The sequence below is a fragment of the Campylobacter sp. IFREMER_LSEM_CL1890 genome (assembly GCF_025772045.1).
In the GTDB taxonomy this organism is placed as follows: domain Bacteria; phylum Campylobacterota; class Campylobacteria; order Campylobacterales; family Campylobacteraceae; genus Campylobacter_D; species Campylobacter_D lari_D.
This window is the reverse complement of record NZ_JAKMRK010000004.1, coordinates 43757-63143: the sequence shown is the minus strand read 5'-3', so window position 1 is coordinate 63143 and position 19387 is coordinate 43757. Positions and strand designations below refer to the sequence as shown.

25 protein-coding genes are annotated in these 19387 nt (G+C 29.5%); 4 read left to right on the top strand and 21 right to left on the bottom strand.

The genetic code is table 11. The annotated features are described in order from the left end of the window. Window positions 1-6 precede the first annotated feature (6 nt). The 3 genes from L8W57_RS03000 to L8W57_RS02990 are packed head-to-tail and all read left to right on the top strand — an operon-like array spanning window position 7 to window position 2160. The gene (locus tag L8W57_RS03000; RefSeq protein ID WP_133319506.1) at window positions 7-1077 is read left to right on the top strand and encodes a prohibitin family protein; all 1071 of its coding nucleotides are present in this window, start codon (window positions 7-9) and stop codon (window positions 1075-1077) included. A gap of 16 nt (window positions 1078-1093) precedes the next feature. Continuing rightward, window positions 1094-1630, top strand: coding sequence for a DUF2393 family protein (locus L8W57_RS02995; protein ID WP_133319505.1), 537 nt, complete (start codon window positions 1094-1096; stop codon window positions 1628-1630). Further along, a complete protein-coding gene (locus tag L8W57_RS02990; RefSeq protein ID WP_133319504.1) occupies window positions 1630-2160 on the top strand; it encodes a DUF2393 family protein in 531 nt (176 codons plus the stop codon). Before L8W57_RS02995 ends, L8W57_RS02990 begins: the two co-directional genes overlap by 1 nt. 3 nt (window positions 2161-2163) lie before the next feature. Here L8W57_RS02990 and purF read toward each other — a convergent pair whose 3' ends face one another. Then, on the bottom strand, window positions 2164-3504 hold the full coding sequence (gene purF, locus L8W57_RS02985) for an amidophosphoribosyltransferase (RefSeq protein ID WP_133319503.1): 1341 nt from the start codon (window positions 3502-3504) through the stop codon (window positions 2164-2166). Next, window positions 3505-4233 (bottom strand): 4-hydroxy-tetrahydrodipicolinate reductase, encoded by a 729-nt coding sequence (gene dapB / locus L8W57_RS02980; protein WP_133319502.1) that lies wholly within the window; start codon window positions 4231-4233, stop codon window positions 3505-3507. It abuts the gene before it with no gap. A 135-nt stretch (window positions 4234-4368) separates the two neighbouring features. On the opposite strand from dapB, the gene L8W57_RS02975 reads away from it, so the two are divergent. Continuing rightward, window positions 4369-6150 carry a PhoX family protein gene (locus L8W57_RS02975; RefSeq protein WP_133319501.1) on the top strand — a complete coding sequence of 594 codons (1782 nt, stop codon included), beginning with the start codon at window positions 4369-4371 and terminating at the stop codon, window positions 6148-6150. 19 nt (window positions 6151-6169) lie between these two features. Here L8W57_RS02975 and trxB read toward each other — a convergent pair whose 3' ends face one another. The 19 genes from trxB to mqnP form a co-directional block, all read right to left on the bottom strand. Continuing rightward, window positions 6170-7108: a thioredoxin-disulfide reductase gene (trxB, locus tag L8W57_RS02970; protein ID WP_133319500.1), complete on the bottom strand. Its 939-nt coding sequence runs from the start codon at window positions 7106-7108 to the stop codon at window positions 6170-6172. Between the two features lie 117 nt (window positions 7109-7225). Next, a complete protein-coding gene (trxA, locus tag L8W57_RS02965) occupies window positions 7226-7540 on the bottom strand; it encodes a thioredoxin (RefSeq protein WP_039619298.1) in 315 nt (104 codons plus the stop codon). Window positions 7541-7590: 50 nt separating this feature from the next. After that, entirely contained in the window at window positions 7591-7929 is a 339-nt protein-coding gene (locus L8W57_RS02960; RefSeq protein WP_133319499.1) for a YraN family protein, read from the bottom strand. Beyond that, a complete protein-coding gene (locus L8W57_RS02955; RefSeq protein ID WP_133319498.1) occupies window positions 7929-9182 on the bottom strand; it encodes a homoserine dehydrogenase in 1254 nt (417 codons plus the stop codon). The genes L8W57_RS02960 and L8W57_RS02955 overlap by 1 nt, the downstream gene beginning before the upstream one ends. A gap of 1 nt (window position 9183) precedes the next feature. Then, window positions 9184-10386 carry an LL-diaminopimelate aminotransferase gene (locus L8W57_RS02950; RefSeq protein WP_220566550.1) on the bottom strand — a complete coding sequence of 401 codons (1203 nt, stop codon included), beginning with the start codon at window positions 10384-10386 and terminating at the stop codon, window positions 9184-9186. A gap of 12 nt (window positions 10387-10398) precedes the next feature. Then, window positions 10399-11205, bottom strand: a complete 807-nt coding sequence (locus L8W57_RS02945) for a hypothetical protein (protein ID WP_263659525.1) — start codon at window positions 11203-11205, stop codon at window positions 10399-10401. Beyond that, window positions 11199-12071: a hypothetical protein gene (locus L8W57_RS02940; protein ID WP_133319495.1), complete on the bottom strand. Its 873-nt coding sequence runs from the start codon at window positions 12069-12071 to the stop codon at window positions 11199-11201. Before L8W57_RS02940 ends, L8W57_RS02945 begins: the two co-directional genes overlap by 7 nt. Then, entirely contained in the window at window positions 12064-12744 is a 681-nt protein-coding gene (rlmB, locus tag L8W57_RS02935; RefSeq protein ID WP_133319494.1) for a 23S rRNA (guanosine(2251)-2'-O)-methyltransferase RlmB, read from the bottom strand. The genes L8W57_RS02940 and rlmB overlap by 8 nt, the downstream gene beginning before the upstream one ends. A 19-nt stretch (window positions 12745-12763) precedes the next feature. Further along, window positions 12764-13582 (bottom strand): 16S rRNA (cytidine(1402)-2'-O)-methyltransferase, encoded by an 819-nt coding sequence (gene rsmI, locus L8W57_RS02930; RefSeq protein WP_133319493.1) that lies wholly within the window; start codon window positions 13580-13582, stop codon window positions 12764-12766. Beyond that, entirely contained in the window at window positions 13582-13782 is a 201-nt protein-coding gene (rpmE, locus tag L8W57_RS02925) for a 50S ribosomal protein L31 (protein WP_039664588.1), read from the bottom strand. Before rpmE ends, rsmI begins: the two co-directional genes overlap by 1 nt. Before the next feature lie 77 nt (window positions 13783-13859). Further along, the gene (locus L8W57_RS02920; protein WP_133319492.1) at window positions 13860-14522 is read right to left on the bottom strand and encodes a 16S rRNA (uracil(1498)-N(3))-methyltransferase; all 663 of its coding nucleotides are present in this window, start codon (window positions 14520-14522) and stop codon (window positions 13860-13862) included. Next, the gene (locus L8W57_RS02915) at window positions 14522-14932 is read right to left on the bottom strand and encodes a hypothetical protein (protein WP_220566545.1); all 411 of its coding nucleotides are present in this window, start codon (window positions 14930-14932) and stop codon (window positions 14522-14524) included. The genes L8W57_RS02920 and L8W57_RS02915 overlap by 1 nt, the downstream gene beginning before the upstream one ends. Then, window positions 14932-15132, bottom strand: a complete 201-nt coding sequence (locus L8W57_RS02910; RefSeq protein WP_133319490.1) for a cytochrome C — start codon at window positions 15130-15132, stop codon at window positions 14932-14934. The genes L8W57_RS02915 and L8W57_RS02910 overlap by 1 nt, the downstream gene beginning before the upstream one ends. Further along, window positions 15132-15716, bottom strand: coding sequence for a 6-pyruvoyl trahydropterin synthase family protein (locus L8W57_RS02905; protein ID WP_133319489.1), 585 nt, complete (start codon window positions 15714-15716; stop codon window positions 15132-15134). Before L8W57_RS02905 ends, L8W57_RS02910 begins: the two co-directional genes overlap by 1 nt. Then, entirely contained in the window at window positions 15713-16462 is a 750-nt protein-coding gene (locus L8W57_RS02900) for a 7-carboxy-7-deazaguanine synthase QueE (protein ID WP_133319488.1), read from the bottom strand. The genes L8W57_RS02905 and L8W57_RS02900 overlap by 4 nt, the downstream gene beginning before the upstream one ends. Continuing rightward, the gene (moaA, locus tag L8W57_RS02895) at window positions 16462-17430 is read right to left on the bottom strand and encodes a GTP 3',8-cyclase MoaA (protein ID WP_263660453.1); all 969 of its coding nucleotides are present in this window, start codon (window positions 17428-17430) and stop codon (window positions 16462-16464) included. Before moaA ends, L8W57_RS02900 begins: the two co-directional genes overlap by 1 nt. Window positions 17431-17439: 9 nt before the next feature. Further along, on the bottom strand, window positions 17440-17961 hold the full coding sequence (locus L8W57_RS02890) for a DUF6115 domain-containing protein (protein ID WP_133319486.1): 522 nt from the start codon (window positions 17959-17961) through the stop codon (window positions 17440-17442). Then, window positions 17954-18451 carry a hypothetical protein gene (locus L8W57_RS02885; protein ID WP_263659526.1) on the bottom strand — a complete coding sequence of 166 codons (498 nt, stop codon included), beginning with the start codon at window positions 18449-18451 and terminating at the stop codon, window positions 17954-17956. Before L8W57_RS02885 ends, L8W57_RS02890 begins: the two co-directional genes overlap by 8 nt. Next, window positions 18448-19323, bottom strand: coding sequence for a menaquinone biosynthesis prenyltransferase MqnP (mqnP, locus tag L8W57_RS02880; protein WP_133319484.1), 876 nt, complete (start codon window positions 19321-19323; stop codon window positions 18448-18450). The genes L8W57_RS02885 and mqnP overlap by 4 nt, the downstream gene beginning before the upstream one ends. Between the last annotated feature and the right edge of the window lie 64 nt (window positions 19324-19387).

Sequence of the window (19387 nt, the reverse complement as noted above, 5' to 3'; positions counted from 1 at the left end):
AACTAAATGCCAGCTGATTTGAATGATTATTTTAATAAAAAAAACAATCAAAACAACAATAAGCAAAATTTAAACTTCAAAACACCAGAATTTAATTTCAAAGGTTTTGGGAAATTTTCCCCATTAATTTATAGTGCAATTGCGATTATTTTAGTTTTTGCACTTTTTAAACCTTTTGCAATAGTAAATTCAGGGGAAATGGGGATCAAATCCACTACAGGTAAATACAGCCCTACCCCACTTGAACCAGGACTTCATTTTTTTATGCCTATACTGCAAAAAATCACTATCGTAGATACTAGAGTAAGACAAATCAACTATGCTTCAATCGAAGGAATAAATGAAAATTTACAAATAGGATCAGGCGTTGTTAATAAAAATAGTATTTCAGTGCTTGATTCAAGAGGCTTGCCTGTATCTATTGATGTAACCGTTCAATACAGATTAAATCCTTTACAAGTTCCTCAAACTATCGCAACATGGGGGCTTAATTGGGAAAATAAAATCATAGATCCAGTAGTAAGAGATGTTGTAAGAAATGTTGTAGGTCAATACACCGCAGAAGAGCTTCCAACAAATCGTAATACTATAGCGGTGCAAATTGATCAGGGTATTAGAAAAACTATTGAAAGCCAACCAAATGAGCCTGCTGAGCTTCAAGCAGTTCAGCTTAGAGAAATTATCTTACCTATAAAAGTAAAAGAACAAATCGAAAGAGTACAAATTGCTAAACAAGAAGCTGAAAGAACTAAATATGAAGTTGAAAGAGCTAACCAAGAAGCACTTAAAAAAGCGGCTTTAGCTGAAGGGGAGGCAAATGCAACTATTATTAGTGCTAAAGGTAGAGCAAGTGCCGTAAAAATTGAAGCTGATGCACAAGCATATTCAAATAGAGAAATAGCAAAAAGTTTAAATAATCCTTTACTTGATTTAAAACAAATTGAAACCCAAAAGCAATTTAATGAAGCACTTAAAGTCAATAAAGATGCTAAAATTTTCTTAACACCAGGCGGAGCTGTGCCAAATATTTGGGTTGATAGCAAAGATAATAAAAGAACAAGTTCAGTAGCAAATTAAAAATAAAGAAGTGATAATGAATGTTCAACATATCCGAGAGCAAATGATCTTTTATACAGCTCATTTGCACTTGATCGATTTTTTGTTAATGGCTTTAGTTGTATTCTTTTTCATTATCACTTTATTTATTGCTTTGATTGTTAGAAACAAACCTACTTTTGCTTTTATTATAATTTTTTTAGGAATTTTATGTTCACTTAGTATTGCGTATTTGGGATATTTTTTAATTGATACTAAAGTTAGATCCAGAATAGCTAGCTTAGATAATGCTCAATTTTTTGTATATGATAATTCTTTAAGTGTTGATTATAGCTTGACAAATACTTCTAAAAAAAGTTTTAAATTTTGCAAAATAAAAGTAGAAGTATTTAGAAAAAGCGATGAAAATAATACTTTTAAAAATTTAATACATTTATTAAAACCATTAAGAAGTAAATCTACCACTATCGAAAAAACAATAAGTCCCAACCAAACTATTAATCTAAAAACCAAATTTTCCGATTTTAATGAAGGTCAAGATTTTGATATTAAAATTAATTCAAAGTGTTTTTAATGGGATATTTTACTTTTTTTCATATTCTTATCATTTTTATTATGCTAGCTTCAACTTTCCTTACTTGGATTTTATTCTATTTAAAAATACAAAACAAAAAATATATGATAATTTTTTGCATAATAAGTTTTATATTAGCCTCAATCTTAACTATTTCTTTACTATTAACTATAGATCAATACACAAAAAAAGCTAGTTTGAGTAATTTTTCAACCTACAGACGCTTAGCTACAGAAAGTATTATTATAAAAGGTAGAGTAACCAACGATACTAATTTTAAAATTTCAGAATGCTTTTTAGAACTTAGAATTATTGATAATAATAAAAAGCATGCAATCAGTGGAGAAATTTTTAATCAACAAAATTTTGATAGCATAAAAAAAGCAAATCAACAACAAAGAGATGTTTCGTATAATATTAACATTGCAAATCAATTATCAGGTCATACCTACAAAGACTTTTCTTTTGAAGTAGGATTGCCACCTCATTTTCAAAGTTATAAAATTTTTAAACAATTAAAATGCAGATAAGGATTATTTAATAAAATAATCCCCATCAAAACTAATCAAAGAATATTTTCTTTCATTGCCTATGCTTGAAACTAGCTCATTAATATCTAAAAAAGTCAAACTATCTGCACCTGTATATTCTCTAACCTCTTCGATACTCTTATTAGCTGAAATTAACTCTTCAAAAGTTGGAGTGTCTATACCATAAATATCAGGGAATTTGATTTCTGGACAAGCTATAGCCAAATGAATTTTTCTAGCACCTGCTTGTCTTAAAAGTGTGATGATTTTTTTAGAAGTTGTTCCTCTTACTACACTATCATCAATCACCACTATATCTTTACCTTCTAAAACTTTCTTCATAGGATTTAATTTCAGTTTTACTTTTAAATTTCTCATTTCTTGAGTTGGCTCTATGAAAGTTCTTCCAACATAGTGATTTCTAACTATGGCCATTTCAAGTGGAATTTTTAAATATTGCGCAAAACCTATAGCAGCACTTACTCCACTATCAGGAACAGGCACTACAAAATCTACTTTTTCTTTAAATTTTTTAGCCAAGGCTTCACCCATTTTTTTACGCACTTCATATACACTTTTACCTTCTATAATACTATCAGGTCTAGCAAAATAAATATATTCAAATGCACAAATTCTTGGATCTGTTTTATCAAAAACTTGAATGCTTTCAAACTCATCACTACCTTGAGTAAAAACTAGCATTTCACCGGGCTTTATATCGCGGATAAATTCAGCTTCTATCAAATCAAAAGCACAAGTTTCACTCGCTACAATATATCCGCCATCTTTTAATTTTCCCAAAGATAAAGGTCTAACCCCATAAGGATCTCTTACCACAAAAAGTTGATTTTTACTAGCTAACATAAAGCAATATGCACCCTTACTTTGCATTAGACTTTCTATAAATCTATCTTTTAAAGTTTCTTTTTTGCTTTTTGCTATTAAATGTACAACATTTTCCGTGTCCATATTAGAATGAAAAATAGCTCCATTATCAATTAACTCTTTTCTAACTTCTTCTTTATTAATCAAATTTCCATTATGCACTAAAGAAATATCACCCAAAGAACAAGTAGCTGCAACAGGCTGTGCATCATGCAAAGAAGAATTTCCGGCGGTAGAATAACGATTATGCCCTACAGCTATACTACCTTTTAAATCTGCTAAAATTTGAGTATTAAAAATTTGTCCTACTTCACCTTTAGCTTTATGAGTTTTGATATTTAAACCATCACTCACGCTAATTCCACTTGCTTCTTGGCCACGATGTTGCATAGCAAATAAAGCATAATAAGCCACCGTGCTTGCATTTTTTGAATTAATTACTCCAACTACCGCACACATTTAAATTCCTAAACAATCGTCTATATCATATAAGCCATTTTCTTGAGAAACCAGCCATTTAGCACATCTAATAGCCCCCATAGCAAAAGTAGCTCTTGAAGTAGCACTATGATTTAATTCTATAAATTCACCATCATTATAAAATCCAACTCTATGAGAACCCACTATATCACCACCTCTTAAGCTCATCACTGCGATTTCATCTTTACTTCTTTGACCAATAATCCCATCTCTACCACTTACTCTAACCTTTTCCAAATCTAAATTCCTAGCCTTAGCGACATTTTGTGCTAAAGTCATAGCTGTACCACTTGGAGCGTCTTTTTTCTTATTATGGTGCATTTCAAGTATTTCTATATCAAAATCCCTTAAAGCTTCACTTGCTAAACATGAAAGTTTTTTTAAAATAGCTACACCCAAAGACATATTGGTAGCATAAAGAATTGGCATAGTAATGCTTGCACTTTGCATTAACTCATTTTGCTTAGCATCTAATCCTGTAGTACCTATCACTAAAGGTTTAGGATTGCTTCTTGCGTATAACAACAAATCCTCACAACCTTTCGGGGAAGAAAAATCAATTATTACATCGCATTTGTTAAAAAATTCTTCATAGCTTGATCCTTGATAAAAAAATGCACTTGCTTTAGCATCTTTTTGATCTTGTAAACAATTTTCAATTTGTTTACCCATGCGACCATTGCTCCCATGAATTCCTATACATATCATAAATTTATCCTTTATATTTGCAGTGAGAAATTGTATCACTAAGTTAATTAATACAATATTACATACCATGAGCAAAAGTTTCCAAAAAGTTTCCAAAAAACTTTAAATTTATAACACATTTTTAAAAGGAGTTTTATGAAAAGAAGAACATTTTTGAAAGGTTCAGCTTTGGGTTCTATGGTAGCATTTTTTGCTAGCTCAAATTTAAATGCGAGTTTATTAAAAGATAAAGATTTGCTAAATTTTAAAGAAATACCTGCTAGCACAGAAGATAAAGTTATCGTACCAGATGGCTACAAAGCAGATATTTTAATCTCATGGGGCGATCCTCTTTTTAGCAAAGCATCTATTTATGATGAAGAAAAAAATATCGATAAAAAAGCTGTGGAAAATGCTAAATTAACTTTTGGGGACAATAACGATGGTATGAGTTTTTTTCCTCTTTCAAAAGATAGGGCTATACTAGCTATTAATAATGAATATATAAATCCTGAAATTATGTTTAAACATCAAGGTAAAAATATTAGCTTAGAAGATATTTTATACGAACAAGCAAATTTAGGAGTGAGTATTTTTGAAATAAAAAAAGAAAAAGATCAATGGTCTGTGGTGCTTGATTCTAAATACAACCGCAGAATTGATGCAAATACAAAAATGAGCATTAGTGGTCCAGCAAAACAACAAGTACTTCAAAATGAAAATTTTATATATGGAACTTTAAATAATTGTGCCAATGGAAAAACACCTTGGGGGACTTATCTTACTTGCGAAGAAAATATAAATGATTTTTTTGGAAGTTTAGATGAAAAAATTAAATTTTCAAAAGAGCAACTTAGATTTGGATTTAAAGCTCAAAGTCAATATGGGTGGGAAAAATTTGATGAAAGATTTGATTTAAGTAAAAATCCAAACGAGGCAAATAAATTTGGATGGGTTGTGGAAATTGATCCATTTGATCCAAACAGCATACCTATAAAAAGAACAGCTCTTGGAAGATTTAAACACGAAAATGCAGAATTAATTGTAGAAGATGATGGAACCGTTGTAATTTATATGGGAGATGATGAAGCCAATGAATTTATTTATAAATTTATAAGCAAACATAAATATAAAAAAGGTCTAGATACTAGCAAAATTTTAGATGAAGGAACCTTATATGTAGCACAATTTAATGGAAAAATAGGAGATTTTAGAGGGAGTGGAAAATGGATTGAGTTAGAATATGGTAAAAATAACCTTAATAAAGAAAATGGTTTTAACTCTCAAGCAGATGTGTTAATCAATGCTAGAATTGCTGGAACTATTGTAAATGCAACTCCTATGGATAGATGTGAATGGATAGCAAGCCATAAAGAAAGTGGCTCAAAAGAAGTATTTGCTACCTTAACAAACAATAAAAAAAATAATAACCCAAATCCAGCAAACCCAAGAACAAAAAATATTTACGGACAAATAATTAAATGGGAGCATAAAAATTCTCATAAAGATGATGAATTTACTTGGGAAATTTTTGCACTTGCAGGAAACCCTGATAATCAAACAAGTTTAAATAAAGGCTCAAACAACATTACAAGTAATAATAAATTTAATTCCCCCGATGGATTAAGTTTTGATAGAGATGGTCGCCTTTGGATACAAACTGATGGAAACTATTCTAATCAAGAAGAATTTGAAGGCATGGGAAATAATTGTATGTTAGCAGCTAATCCAAAAACAGGGGAAATAAAAAGATTTTTAACAGGACCAATAGCTTGCGAAATAACAGGAATTGCTTTTAGTCAAGATTATAAAACTATGTTTGTTGGAATTCAACATCCAGGAGAGAAATTAAAAGGCAGTCAATTTCCTTATGGCAAAACACCAAGATCAAGTATAATAGCAATAAGTAAAATTGATGGCGGAGTTATTGGAAGTTAATCAATTTACACTAGAAATTCTAGTGTAAATTTTCAATATAAGCTAAAGCGCTAAGCGCTGCAACCGCTCCATCGCCTGCTGCACATATTACTTGTTTTGGAGCATCTTTTCTTAAATCACCTGCTGCAAATAACCCTGCTATGTTAGTTTGCATTTTAAGATCAACACTAACTTGACCACCTTCTTCCATAGCACATAAAAATTCACCATTATCTTGTTTTAAAATTTCATTTCTTACATTTAATCCAACAAAGGTAAATATTCCAGGCACATCAAGCTCTCTTTTAGAACCATCATTAAATGCTATTTTAATTTTATTAACACCCATATTATCACCGCAAACCTCATCAACAACCGCATTTATGATTAATTCTATTTTGTCATTATTTTTTACTTTTTCAACTGTTGAAGGTGCTGCTCTAAACTCATCTCTTCTGTGGATTAAATACACTTTTGAACAAATATTAGCTAGATACAAAGCTTCTTCTAAAGCAGTATCTCCCCCACCTAAAACAGCCACTTCTTTATTTTTATAAAAAAAGCCATCGCAAGTCGCACAAGTACTCACACCTTTACCAAAAAATTCATCCTCGCCTTTAAAACCAGCACGACGCGGAGTAGAGCCTGTGCAAACAATAACTGCTTTTGCTTGTTCGTTTTTACCGCCTTCCAATTTTATATTAAAACTTCCATCAGAATTTTTACTAATTTGCTCAACACCTACCATCTCATGTTTTAAACCAAAACGCATACATTGTTCATTCCAAGGAGCCATAAAAGAAATTCCATCTAAAACTTGAGCAACTCCAGGATAATTTTCTATCTCTGAACTCGAAGTAATCTGCCCACCAGGCATACCTTTTTCAAACATTACAACATTTTTTAATCCACCTCTTGTAGCATATAAACCTGCGCTCAAACCTGCAGGTCCACCACCTATAATAGCTAAATCTAACATGGTATTTTCCTTATAGTTTTATTTATAAGTATTATACAAATTTTTCTTTAATTATAAATAATAAAAATTATTAAATAGTAAAAAATATGAAGAAAAGCCACAAAAAGTGGCTTAAGATTATAAAAGTGAGTTTAGTTTATCTGCTAAAGCTTGTTTTGATTGAGCACCAACTAGCTGATCAACCACTTCACCATCTTTAAAAAAAATGATAGTTGGGATAGATCTTACACCAAATTGTGCAGCCAAATCACCTTGCTCATCTGTATTTACTTTACAAATTTTAGCTTTACCATCAAAATCATTTGCAAGCTCATCAATTACCGGTGCAAGCATTCTGCAAGGTCCGCACCATGGAGCCCAAAAATCTACTAAAGCTACACCTTCTTTTGCTTGTGCAAAATTTTCTGTAGTTAAATCAATATATTTTCCCATTTTTTCTCCTTTGTTTTTTCAAATTCTATTAAAATAGAATAAACATTCCCTTAATAACTAATGTTCTCTAAAAGTTTTATATCATCTTTATATACGCAAAGTAAATCTAGTTGATAATTTTCATCATTTTTATGTTTCATAAAGTAATATTCTATAGTCTTAATAATTTTATTATATTTTTTATTATCTAATCTATATTCTACCTCATAATCACCTTGCGTGCTTTTAACTTCAATAAAATGTAAAATTTTATCTTTTTTAGCAATAATATCAATTTCTCCAAATTTAGAATAAAAATTCCTTTTTAAAATTTCAAATCCTTGTGTTTTTAAAAATTCACACGCTAACTCTTCTCCTTTTTTACCAAAAAGATATTCAAATAATGCCATTACTCTTCTATTCTCATCATAAAAACATCATCTTTTACAAATTCTTGTTCTCTAAGCTTTTGAGTTAAAATTTGTATATTTTTTTCATAAGTTTGATGAGTGATGAAAAATAAAGTGCTATAATCTTGCTTTTCTTTTTTAGGCTTTTGCAAGAAAGTATCGATTGAAATTTGATGTTCACTCATTAATTGTGTGATTTTTGATAAAACTCCTATTTTATCTAATACCTTTAATCTTAAATAATATCTTGTATAAATTTCATCTTTACTTAAAAGTTTATAAGAAGTATCATTTAAATACCCAAAAATAGCACTATTTTTTTCTTTTCTTGCTATATCGATTAAATCAGCTATAACAGCACTTGCAGTTGCCCTGCCACCTGCTCCTGGGCCATAATATAAACTTTCACCCAATACATCTCCATCAATACTAATAGCATTCATTACCCCATCAACTTTTGCTAGTATTTTATCTTTGCTAAGCATGGTAGGATGAACTCTTAATTCTATTTTTTCATCTTTAATCTTAGCAATACCCAAGTGTTTTATGGTATATTCAAATTCTTTCGCAAAATAAATATCCTCATTACTTACTTTGCTAATACCCTCAATCAAAATATCTTCAGGTTTTACTCTTAATCCATAGGCAATATTTGCTAAAATCAAAAGTTTATGCGCTGCATCAAAACCCTCTATATCAAAAGTGGGATTAGCTTCAGCATATCCTAAATCTTGTGCTTTTTTTAACACCTCTTGGAATTTGGTATTATCTTCGGTCATTTTACTTAAAATATAATTGCTTGTACCATTTAAAATACCTTTAATAGAAACAATATTATTAGCACTCAAGCCCTCTTTTAAAATTTTAATAATAGGAATTCCACCCGCCACACTCGCCTCATAACCAAAAGCTGTATCTTGTGCTAATTTTTCAAGCTCATAACGATGATAAGCAAGCAAAGCTTTATTAGCAGTTACCACTGCTTTTTTTCTTTTTAAAATTTTTGAAATTATCTCAAAGGGTAAATCAATACCACCCATTAACTCCACAAATACATCAATATCTTCACGCTCTAAAACCTCATCAATATCATTTACCACAGGAATTAATGCATTTGGTTTTGGATTTCTTGCCAAAGCAATTACTGGAATAATTTCTTCATCACATCTTGCTTTAATTAAATCTTGATTTTTTAGCAAAGTCTCTACAACAGCACTTCCTACCGTACCATATCCCAAAATTGCGATTTTCATTTTATTCTCTTAAATATTTTTTTATATTTCTTGCTGCTTGACGAATGCGATTTTCATTTTCTATTAAAGCTATTCTAACATACTCATTACCCGCTTCACCAAAACCAACTCCAGGACTTACCGCTACATTTGCTTTTTGCAAAAGCTGTTTAGAAAATTCCATACTTCCAAGGTGAGCTTTACTTTGAGGGAGTTTTGCCCAAACAAACATACTTGCATTTGGTTTTTTCAGCTCCCATCCTGCCTGAAAAAATGAATCAAGCAAGACTTCTAATCTTTTTGCATAAGTTGCCTTAATCTCTTCAACACAAGTTTGATCTCCATCTAAAGCTATAGTAGCAGCAACTTGTATAGGAGTATACATACCATAATCAAACCAAGACTTGATTTTTTTCAAAGCCGCAATTAAGCGTTTATTACCCACTACAAAACCTACACGCCAACCTGCCATATTGTAAGACTTTGAAAGTGTATAAGTTTCTACCGCTACATCTTTAGCACCTTCAACTTCAAAAATAGAAGGGGTTTTATAAGAACCAAAAGTCAAATCTGCATAAGCAATATCAGAAATAATATAAAATCTTTCTTTTTTTGCCATTGCAACTAATCTCTCATAAAAACTTCTTTCTACAGTGACTGTTGTAGGATTGTGCGGAAAATTTACTACTACATATTTTGGACGCGGAATACTTTCATGTAGTGTTTTTTGTAAATTTTCAAAAAAAGTATTTTCATTTAATTCATAATTTTCATTAAAATCAAAATTCATAGTTGCTACATTACCACCTGCTATGATAAAAGCTTGAGTGTGTATAGGGTAAGCGGGTGTAGGTACAATAGCTACATCTCCTGGATTAATAACGGCTCTTGCTAAATTTACAAAGCCTTCTTTAGAGCCCATCGTTGCAACTACTTCACTTTCAGGATCTAAATCAACATCGTATTTTCTTTTATACCAATTACAAATTGCAAGTCTTAGTTTATAAATTCCACTCGAAGCAGAATAACCAGAAGTTTTTTCTTTATTTGCACTTTCGCAAAGTTTATCTATAATGTGTTGAGGAGTTTTACCATCAGGATTTCCCATAGAAAAATCTATTATATCCTCCCCTGCTCTTCTTGCTGCCATTTTAATCGCATTAACTTCAGCAAAAACATAATTTGGAAGTCTTTCTATGGTATTAAAATGAATTTCTTCAAACATTTTCCATCCTTTTTAGCGTCTTAAGTAAATTTTTAAACCCCTTTTTATGTTATCAAGGCTAAACATATCGCCAATGATAGCATATTTTGCACCCAATGGGATATTTATATTAATTTCATTTTGTTTGTGTGTGTTTTCTATACCTTGAATAAAATTTAAATTTTTATCTAAAAATTGAATTTTACAAAACCAAGAATCAAGATTGTGCGCACTAAGCTCTATGCTTTTTGCTCCTTGTAAATCAACAATATATTCCCTTAAAGGCTTATTTAATTGAGTGATGGTATTTAGTGGAATTTGAGTATTGACTTTAGGTTTTGCTTTTGAAAAATCTAGCTCATACTCATAATTTAATTCTGAAATTTTAGAAATATCTTTAATAAAAACAGAGCTTGATAACAAGGCTTTATAGAAAACTCCTGGATCAAGCATATATTGAGAATCTACAGCTAACTTATAGGTGATATAATTTTCCCTTAAAGTTAATTCAGTTGGTATAAAATACACATAGCCTAATTCGTTTAAAGTATCATTAATAGTTTTAAAAAATAAAACAGAATCAGCTTGAGCTTTAAAACTAAAAGTTAGAGTTTTTGGCTCATTTAATATAAAATTTGCCAAAGAATTAGTTTTTAAAATTTGAGAAATAGTGTAAATATCTACATTTCCGCGTTCATCTTTATAATCATTCCTTGCAAACAAGAGCTCTAATTTTGCATCTTTAGAATTATCATTAACAATATGTTTTGCAACTTCTAAAGCACTTAGTGCAAAAGCGTTAAGAGTAAAAAAAATGGAAAATATTAAAATTCTTACCATAATTTTCCTCTATTTTCTTTGATAAATTCAGCTTTTGTAATTTGTTTGATTTTACCATCTTTAATCATTAAAAATTTAGACACACCGTTTTTAAACTCTAAAGTATTATTATTTTCATCGTTTAAGCTAAAAGCAGCGTGGCCTGTGGTAATTAACATATCTTTATCCAAAGGTAAAACATAATCATTTTTAATAGTTAAAGAGCTCTTTCTAAAAGTTTTTAAATCCACCATACCAAGCCAAAGCTCTGCACTTGGTTTTATAATGCTTTCATTGAGTAAAATGATATTTTCTTCAGGCATATTTGAGCTAGCATTATCTTCTAATGTTTTTTCTGTATTATTGTTCTCGCTTATTGGTTCTAAAATAGTCGCGTTTGTTTCATTATTTTCCATAGCATCATCAGCAAAAAAATTAAGAACTGGTGTTTCATTTTCATCAACTTTTTCTTCTAAAACAACCTGCTCTTGATTTAATACATTGGTGGTATTTTCATCTAAAGTAGAACTTTGAAAAAATCTTGAAACACCCCAGGCCAAAGCTACTATCAAAAGTACTACTACTATAATCACAATATACCATACACTTGAGCTTTCTTTGGTATATGAGTTCATTCTAGGTGAAATATGCACATGATTTTTTTTCTCAATACCATTTTCTTCTAAATAGACATGATATTCTTCTAAAAAATTAGAAAAGTCAAGCTCATACTCTCTTTGTAAAATTTTAATAAAGCCATTTACATTAAAGCGAGATAAAGACTTAAAATCTTTCTTAATGATATATTCAAGACAAGCTATTTCTATTTGTGTTCTTTTTTGAACTTCTAACAAATTTAAATCTTCTAATTTTTTCCAACTATCCATTTTTCATCCTATCGCAAAGTATTGCAAATGCTGCACTAACATTTAAACTATCAAAATCATTGTGCATTTTTATACCTACGCACTCATCGCATTTTTTAAGCACCTTTGGCGCTATACCAAAACCTTCACTTCCCATAATCAAAACTTTTTTATCTTTGGCCTTGATAGTATGTATATCACTACCTCCGCTTGCACTAGCATAGATATAAAAACCTTTTTGTTTTAACTCATTTATCATGCTTAAAATATCATCATTTAAGACTATTTTCATATCTAAAGCTGCTCCACTACTTGCACGAATAACTCCATCCATAGCCACGCTTTTAGCTACCAAAATAACCCCATCAGCACCTAAAGCATAAGCACTACGCACGATAGCACCTATATTTCCAACATCGCTAATATTATATAAAATAACTATAAAATCTTTTTCTTTTAAACTCTCAAAAGAGCTAAATTCAAATTCATCAATTTCCATTAAAAAACCTTGATGATTTCCACCTCTTGCCAAGCTTTGTGCGGCTTTAAAATCGAGTTTTTTAATTTTTTTTGATGCCCTTGTTATTTTTGAAAAATCAGCTTTTTCACATTCTTTTGCCAAATAAATTTCTTTAATTTTTTCTTCATGCTTTTCTAAGATATAAAAAAACACTTGCTTACCATAAACTATCATTTTTAAATAATAACCAAATTCAACTTAAAAGCAGTTTTTGATAATTTTCTTTTGGAGATTTTGCATTGATTTTCGAAAGAAGTTTTGCCTTTGTCTTTAAAGATAAATCAAGCTCATAAATATCTTGCTCACACAAGGTATTTTGATGAAATTGCTTTTCTTTGGCATTTACCACTGCACACCATTCACCGCGTAAATCCATTGTTTTTAATTTTTCCAAAACCTCTAAAGCTTCTGCTCTAAATTTAGTTTCAAATTTCTTTGTTGCTTCTTTTATGATAAAAATTTCTCTTAAAGGATCAATTTTACTAATTTCTTCTACTAAATTAAGTATTCTAGTGGGTGCTTCATAAACTATACTAGGATAAGGATTAAGCATTAAATTTTCAATATCTTTTTGTCTTTGAGGATTTTTATTGGCCAAAAAACCCATAAAAATAAATTCTTTTTTACAAAATGCACTTGAAACCAATGCAAGCAAAGCAGCATTTGATCCTGTTAAGACTTCATAGTCAATATTGTTTTTAATAGCATATTCGATTAAAAATTGCCCCGGATCGCTAATACCTGGCATACCTGCATCACTTAAATATGCAATATCTTGTTTAAAAAAATCCTCATCTATTTTTGCTAAAAAATCTTTTTCATTATGAGTATGTAAAGCTATATATTTATCAGGCTTTATTTCTAAATTAAATTTTTCATTAAGAAGATGAATTAAAGATTTGCAAACTCTTGTATCTTCACATAAAAAGAGCTTGCATTTTTGTAAAATTTCTAAAGAATGAAAAGAAATATCGTTTAAATTTCCTATGGGCGTAGGAATAAAATATAACATTATTGCATTGCGTATTTTTTCTTAAATTTCTCTACACGACCCGCAGCATCTACGATTTTTTCACTACCTGTAAAGAATGGGTGGCAGCTTGAACAAATATCAACTTTAATTTCTGATTTATTTGACTTAGTAGTAAAAGAATTTCCACAAGCACAACTAACTTTACACTCTACATATTCTGGGTGAATTTCTTTCTTCATTGTTTATCCTTTTTCAAAACATTAAGGCGTAATTATATAGATTTTTATATAAAAAATAGCTAAATTTAAGCATGCTTTTAAATTATAAATTTTGAAGCAACCCCTATAAGTGCTGTTTGTGCTTTAAGTATATAGTTGGCTTGTAATTTTGCTCTTTTTATATTTATTTCTCTTTCTTTTTGCGAAAATCCGCCTTCAGCCCCAACCAAAAATACATATCTATCGGGATCAAAATTCATCAAATCTTTACCTTCAAAATCTATCAAAACAATATTTTCATAAGCTTGCTGAAATTTTTTAAAGTCATCAAAACTTTCAAGTTCCATTAAAGAAGCACGACCGCATTGCTGGGATGATTCTATAAGAATTTTTTCCATTCTTTTAAAATCTAATTTAAAATTTTTTTGCGAGTATTCCATATACACAAAAGAAAGTTTTGCTACTCCAAGTTCATTTAAAAAAGGTAAAGTTTTTTCTATAACCTTTGGATCAATCACCGCCAAAGCTAAATGTATATATGTTTTTAATTCTTGTTTTTCTTCTTTTTTATCAAGTAAATTTAATATGCAAGAGCGTCTAGAAAGCTCTATGCATTCATAAGTGTAAGCATAAAAATCTTTCAAATTCTTTAATATAATTTTATCACTCACTTTAATTCTTCGAGCCTTTAAGTGTAAAAAGGCTTCATTTTCTAGCTCTAAACTTACAGCACCACTTTGTGGGTGATATAAAAATTGCATTAAAAATAAAACCTCTTAAGCAAATAAGGTACAAAAAGTAAGAATATACCTAAACACAAAATAAAAAAACTTAAAAATCTAAATTTAGCATAGCGTTTAAACAATCTTGCTTTTTTAAATAAAACAAATTGATAAATAGCCAAAGCAAAAATCAAAATCCAACAAAACCACATAGAAAGCACATAGAAATTAAATTCAAAATGCTTTAAAGCCCATAACAAACTTCCAGTAAAAAGTGTAATTGCTAAAAACAAATAATAAATTGGTAAAAATAGACGAATTCTTTTTATAAAGATAAATTCTTGTGAGAAGTTACTTTGAGTCAAATACAAATAAAACAACATTAAAAAACCATTTGTATATAAACTATACACATGCAATGCTAAAAAAAATTCATAACTTTGATCCATTATTGTCCTTGTGTATTATTTTCATCTTGTATATCATCATCAACAGGTATAGGAAGTGTTTCATCATCTATAATGACATTAGAATCACTTTGTTCAATCTGAACTTGCTCGGTTTGTATTTCTTTTTTTATATTTTTATTCTCTTGATTTGAACAAGCCATAAAAAGCAATATTGGCACAATCAATAAAATCTTTTTCATTACACCTCCTTTTGATTGATAAAAACAAAATTTACATCTTGAAGTTTTTCAAAAAAATCTTTATTTTTCCATTCATCTCTTATAGCTTGCGAAAAGTCAATATCTGCCAAATCAATCTTTGGTAAAAATTCACTATAAGCATCTTCTCTAAAACCTTGTGCATAACCTGTTCTTGTTTCATGTACAATAATGCTTTTTAAACTAACACCTTGCTCACCATTGACCATCTTAGTCTTTAAAAGCAAAGTATCAATCAGTACAAAAAATATGCGTACAAAATTTTCCGCACTTACATTCACAGGTAAACTCACCCATCTTTGCGAGTGCTTTTTCATATCTTCTAAATAAGCTTTATCATCATCTTTAAAAAGCGTAATAGCATGATCAAAACTATCAATAATTTGTTTTATCTCATCTTTTAACAAACCAAAATCATACACCATTCCAGCATTATCAAGGTATTTACTCTCAAGTAAAATTTCTACCTTATAAGAGTGGCCATGTATGCTTGTTTTACATCGCTTGGAGCTACAAAATCTAACAATATGAGCATTTTCAAATTCAAATATTTTTCTAATAATCATACGCCTTCTTTATCTCCCCAAATTCTAATATGCAATCTATCGGAGTAATTATATCCATTTTTTATACAAAATTCAGCAACACTTAAGGCATTTTTGGAAATTTCTTCTTCATTTGACCCCATAGGCATACAAAAAACATCATTTTTACAAACTTGTAAAATTTCATTGATTTCTTTTAAGGCTTTATTTTCTTGTAAAAAATCCTTATCCAAAACAAATTTATAAAAACTTTCCTTAGCATAATTTTTAAAAGCTTTCAAAGCTTTTTCATTAATTCTTTTTTCTTTTTTTACACCACTATTGCTAAGCTTTACTCCTAAAGCAAAATAACATTTTTTATACAAAGGATATTTTTCAAAATCAATTTCAATACTTGCATTCGTTTCAAAATGCACCATAAAATCATTTTCTAAAAGTAAATTAATAAAACACAAAAAATCTTTATTTTGATAATTTAACAAAGGCTCACCACCTGTAATTACAACTATAGCTTTGTGTGAATTTGCTAGCTTCAAAACCTCATCAAAAAGCTTTGTTGAAGTATATGTTTTATAACAAGTTTTAAATTCTTTAGTAAAAACAGCTCTTATAGTATCACAGCCCAAAAGTATTTTAGAATCTTTTTCTTTTTTTACTCCAAAGCCTGCGCAGTTAAAATTACACCCGGCAAATCTTACAAATATAGCCAAATTTCCACTATATTTTCCCTCACCTTGCAAGCTTAAAAAAGTTTCAACAACTTCCATTATCCACCTGTTTGATAAAAGGCTCTTGTAGAACTTTGATTGGCATCATTTTCTGCCCATCTATTTTTTTCTGATTTATTTTTTATCACGGTTTTTAAAACTTCACAAGCACTTGCTATGTCTTTATTGCGTATAGCTTTTTTAATGCTTAAAGCCTCATCATAATATAAACAAGGTATTAAAAGCCCTTCGGCTGAAAGCCTTATACGGTTACAACTATCACAAAAATCATGGCTATGTGGATCAATAATGCCAAACTCATACCCATCTTCAAGTTCATAAATAGTCGCAGGTGCATTTGGACTTTTTTGTCCTTGTTTAAAAGAATACTTTTGAGCAATGATATTTAAAATTTCTGTTGATTTTAAGCCTTTTAAATCTCCATAAGCATGATAATTTTCCATAAATTCTATAAAGCGAATTTGGCTTTTGCGTGCTTTAGCAAATTCTAAAAGATCGATAAATTCACTATCATTAATTCCTTTAAGCGCTACGGTGTTAAATTTAATATTAAAACCTAATTCTAAAGCCTCATTAATACCATTTAACACATCTTTGAGTATGTTTTTTTGAGCTAATTTAAAGGCCACTTCTTCTTTTAAAGTATCCAAAGAGATGTTAATTCTTTTTAAGCCCGCTTGTTTTAAATCCTTTGCTTGTTGTTTTAATAAAGAAGCATTAGTAGTAAGCGCTAGATCTATATCTTGCTTATACTCACTAATCATAGCAATAAATTTATGCAAATCTTTTCTTACTAAAGGCTCACCACCTGTAATACGAATTTTCTTAACTCCTTCATCAATGCAAACTTTAACAAACATAAAAAGTTCTTCAAAAGATAAAAGATTTTCCTTAGCACTCCATTCAAATGGAGTTTTTGGCATACAATAAAGGCAACGAAAATTACATCTTTGTGTTACTGAAATTCTTAAATAATCAATCACTCTTCCATAGCTATCTACTAACATCAAAGGCCTTTATAATAATTTATTAAATTTTAAAATAAGCTCAACCCTGCCCATACCTATACGCAAATCTTTGGCAATTTGCTCTATGGATTTTTTTTGATTAAAAAGTTCGATAACTTTTTGCTCTTCATTATCATAGCTTGGGCTTAATTTTGTAATACTTTGGGTTTTTTGTTCTAAATTTAATAAACGATTTTTTTGCTCACTTTGAAATTCTTCAATTACTTCTTCCACTTCTTTTAAAGCACTTAAAATAGGAATAATATTTTGATTGATTTTTTGTTCTAGCACCTGCAAAAGTTCTTCTTTTAATTCTTCTCTTATGGCTTCAGTGTCTATTTCTTCTTTTTCTTGCTCTTGCTCATCTAAACTTTCTTTTTTTAAATAATGATATTGTTTATTTAAATCTTCTATCATTTTACCAAGCTCATTAATCTTAACAATACTTTCTTTTTCTTTAATCATCATATAAGCAAACATAGCAAAAATTAATAAAGCTACAACTAGCCACAATAATAAATCACTATCCATTTTCTTGCTCCTTTAAAATTTTAATCATTGCTCTTTGCATATTTGCTACAAAATTATCATACACGAGCTCATCTTCTGCTTTTATTTGCGTGATTTTTGCTTCATTCTCATTTAATGCTTTAAAAAAAATACTAATTTTTTGACCATTTAAATTAAATCTAGCATAATAATCTTCATCTTGCATTAAACACCTATCTTTAAATTGAATATGTGTAAAATTTACCCCAATCACAAAAGATTTATATTTTAAATTAACAAATAATTTTGTTTTATTAATATCATTTTTTATCAAATACAATTCTTGCTTTAAATCCATAAGCAAATCAAAAATCAACTGCTCACCCTCACTAAATTCTACCCTTGAAGCAAGCTTTTTCCATTTGCTTAAATTGACATAATTATTACTTGAAACATATTCTTGCAAAAACTCTTCATATCTTTCTTTGCTCTCTTCAAATTCTAATTCCAAAGAACTTTTAAAAAATTTCATCTCCATAAAAGATCAACCCATATAAAAATAAAAAACACTATACTTAAATACCCATTTAAAGTAAAAAATGCTTTGTCAATTTTTGCAAAATTCTTTCTAACAATGCAGTGCTCAAAAAATAAAATAACAGCACTAACAATCACACCTAAAAATGCAATATTTCCTGTTGGAGCTACCCAAACAAATAAAAACCAAAAAAGCACTGCTAAAACATGACAAAATGCTGAAATAAACAAGGTCGCTTCAAGCCCAAATTTAGCAGGTATAGAGTGCAAGCCTGTCTTTTTATCATACTCCATATCTTGCAAAGCATAAAGTAAATCAAAACCAGCTGTCCAAAAAGTAACACCCAAACACAAAATAACACTATAAATTTCAATACTTCCCAAAACCACAATACTGCCTGCAATAGGAGCAAGTCCTAAGCAAAATCCTAATACTAAATGCGCTAGGGATGAAAATCTTTTAAAGGCTGAATAAATAGCTAAAATAAACAATACCGGCAAAGAAAGAGCAAAGGCTAGTTTGTTGATAAAATAACTTGCCAAAACAAAAATAATAGCATTTAAAATAATAAAAAGTAAAATGCTAGCTTTACCTATACGACCATCGATATTAGGTCTATTTGCACATCTTGGATTGTTTTTATCAATGTCCTCATCCATCAAACGATTGATTGCCATTGCAAAATTTCTTGCACTTACCGCGCAAATAACACCCAAAAACAAAGCTTTAAAACCAAACCAAGTGCTATCATTTAAAATAACAGAAGCTACAATCATAGAAACAAACAAAAATGGTAAAGCAAAAATAGAATGCTTAAAAACAATCAAGTCCAAAATATCTTTTAATTTTTCTTTTAATAAAGGCATTTTTTCTCTTTATAATATATTTTTGTTATGATTTTACTAAAATAATTTTAAATTTAGGATATTT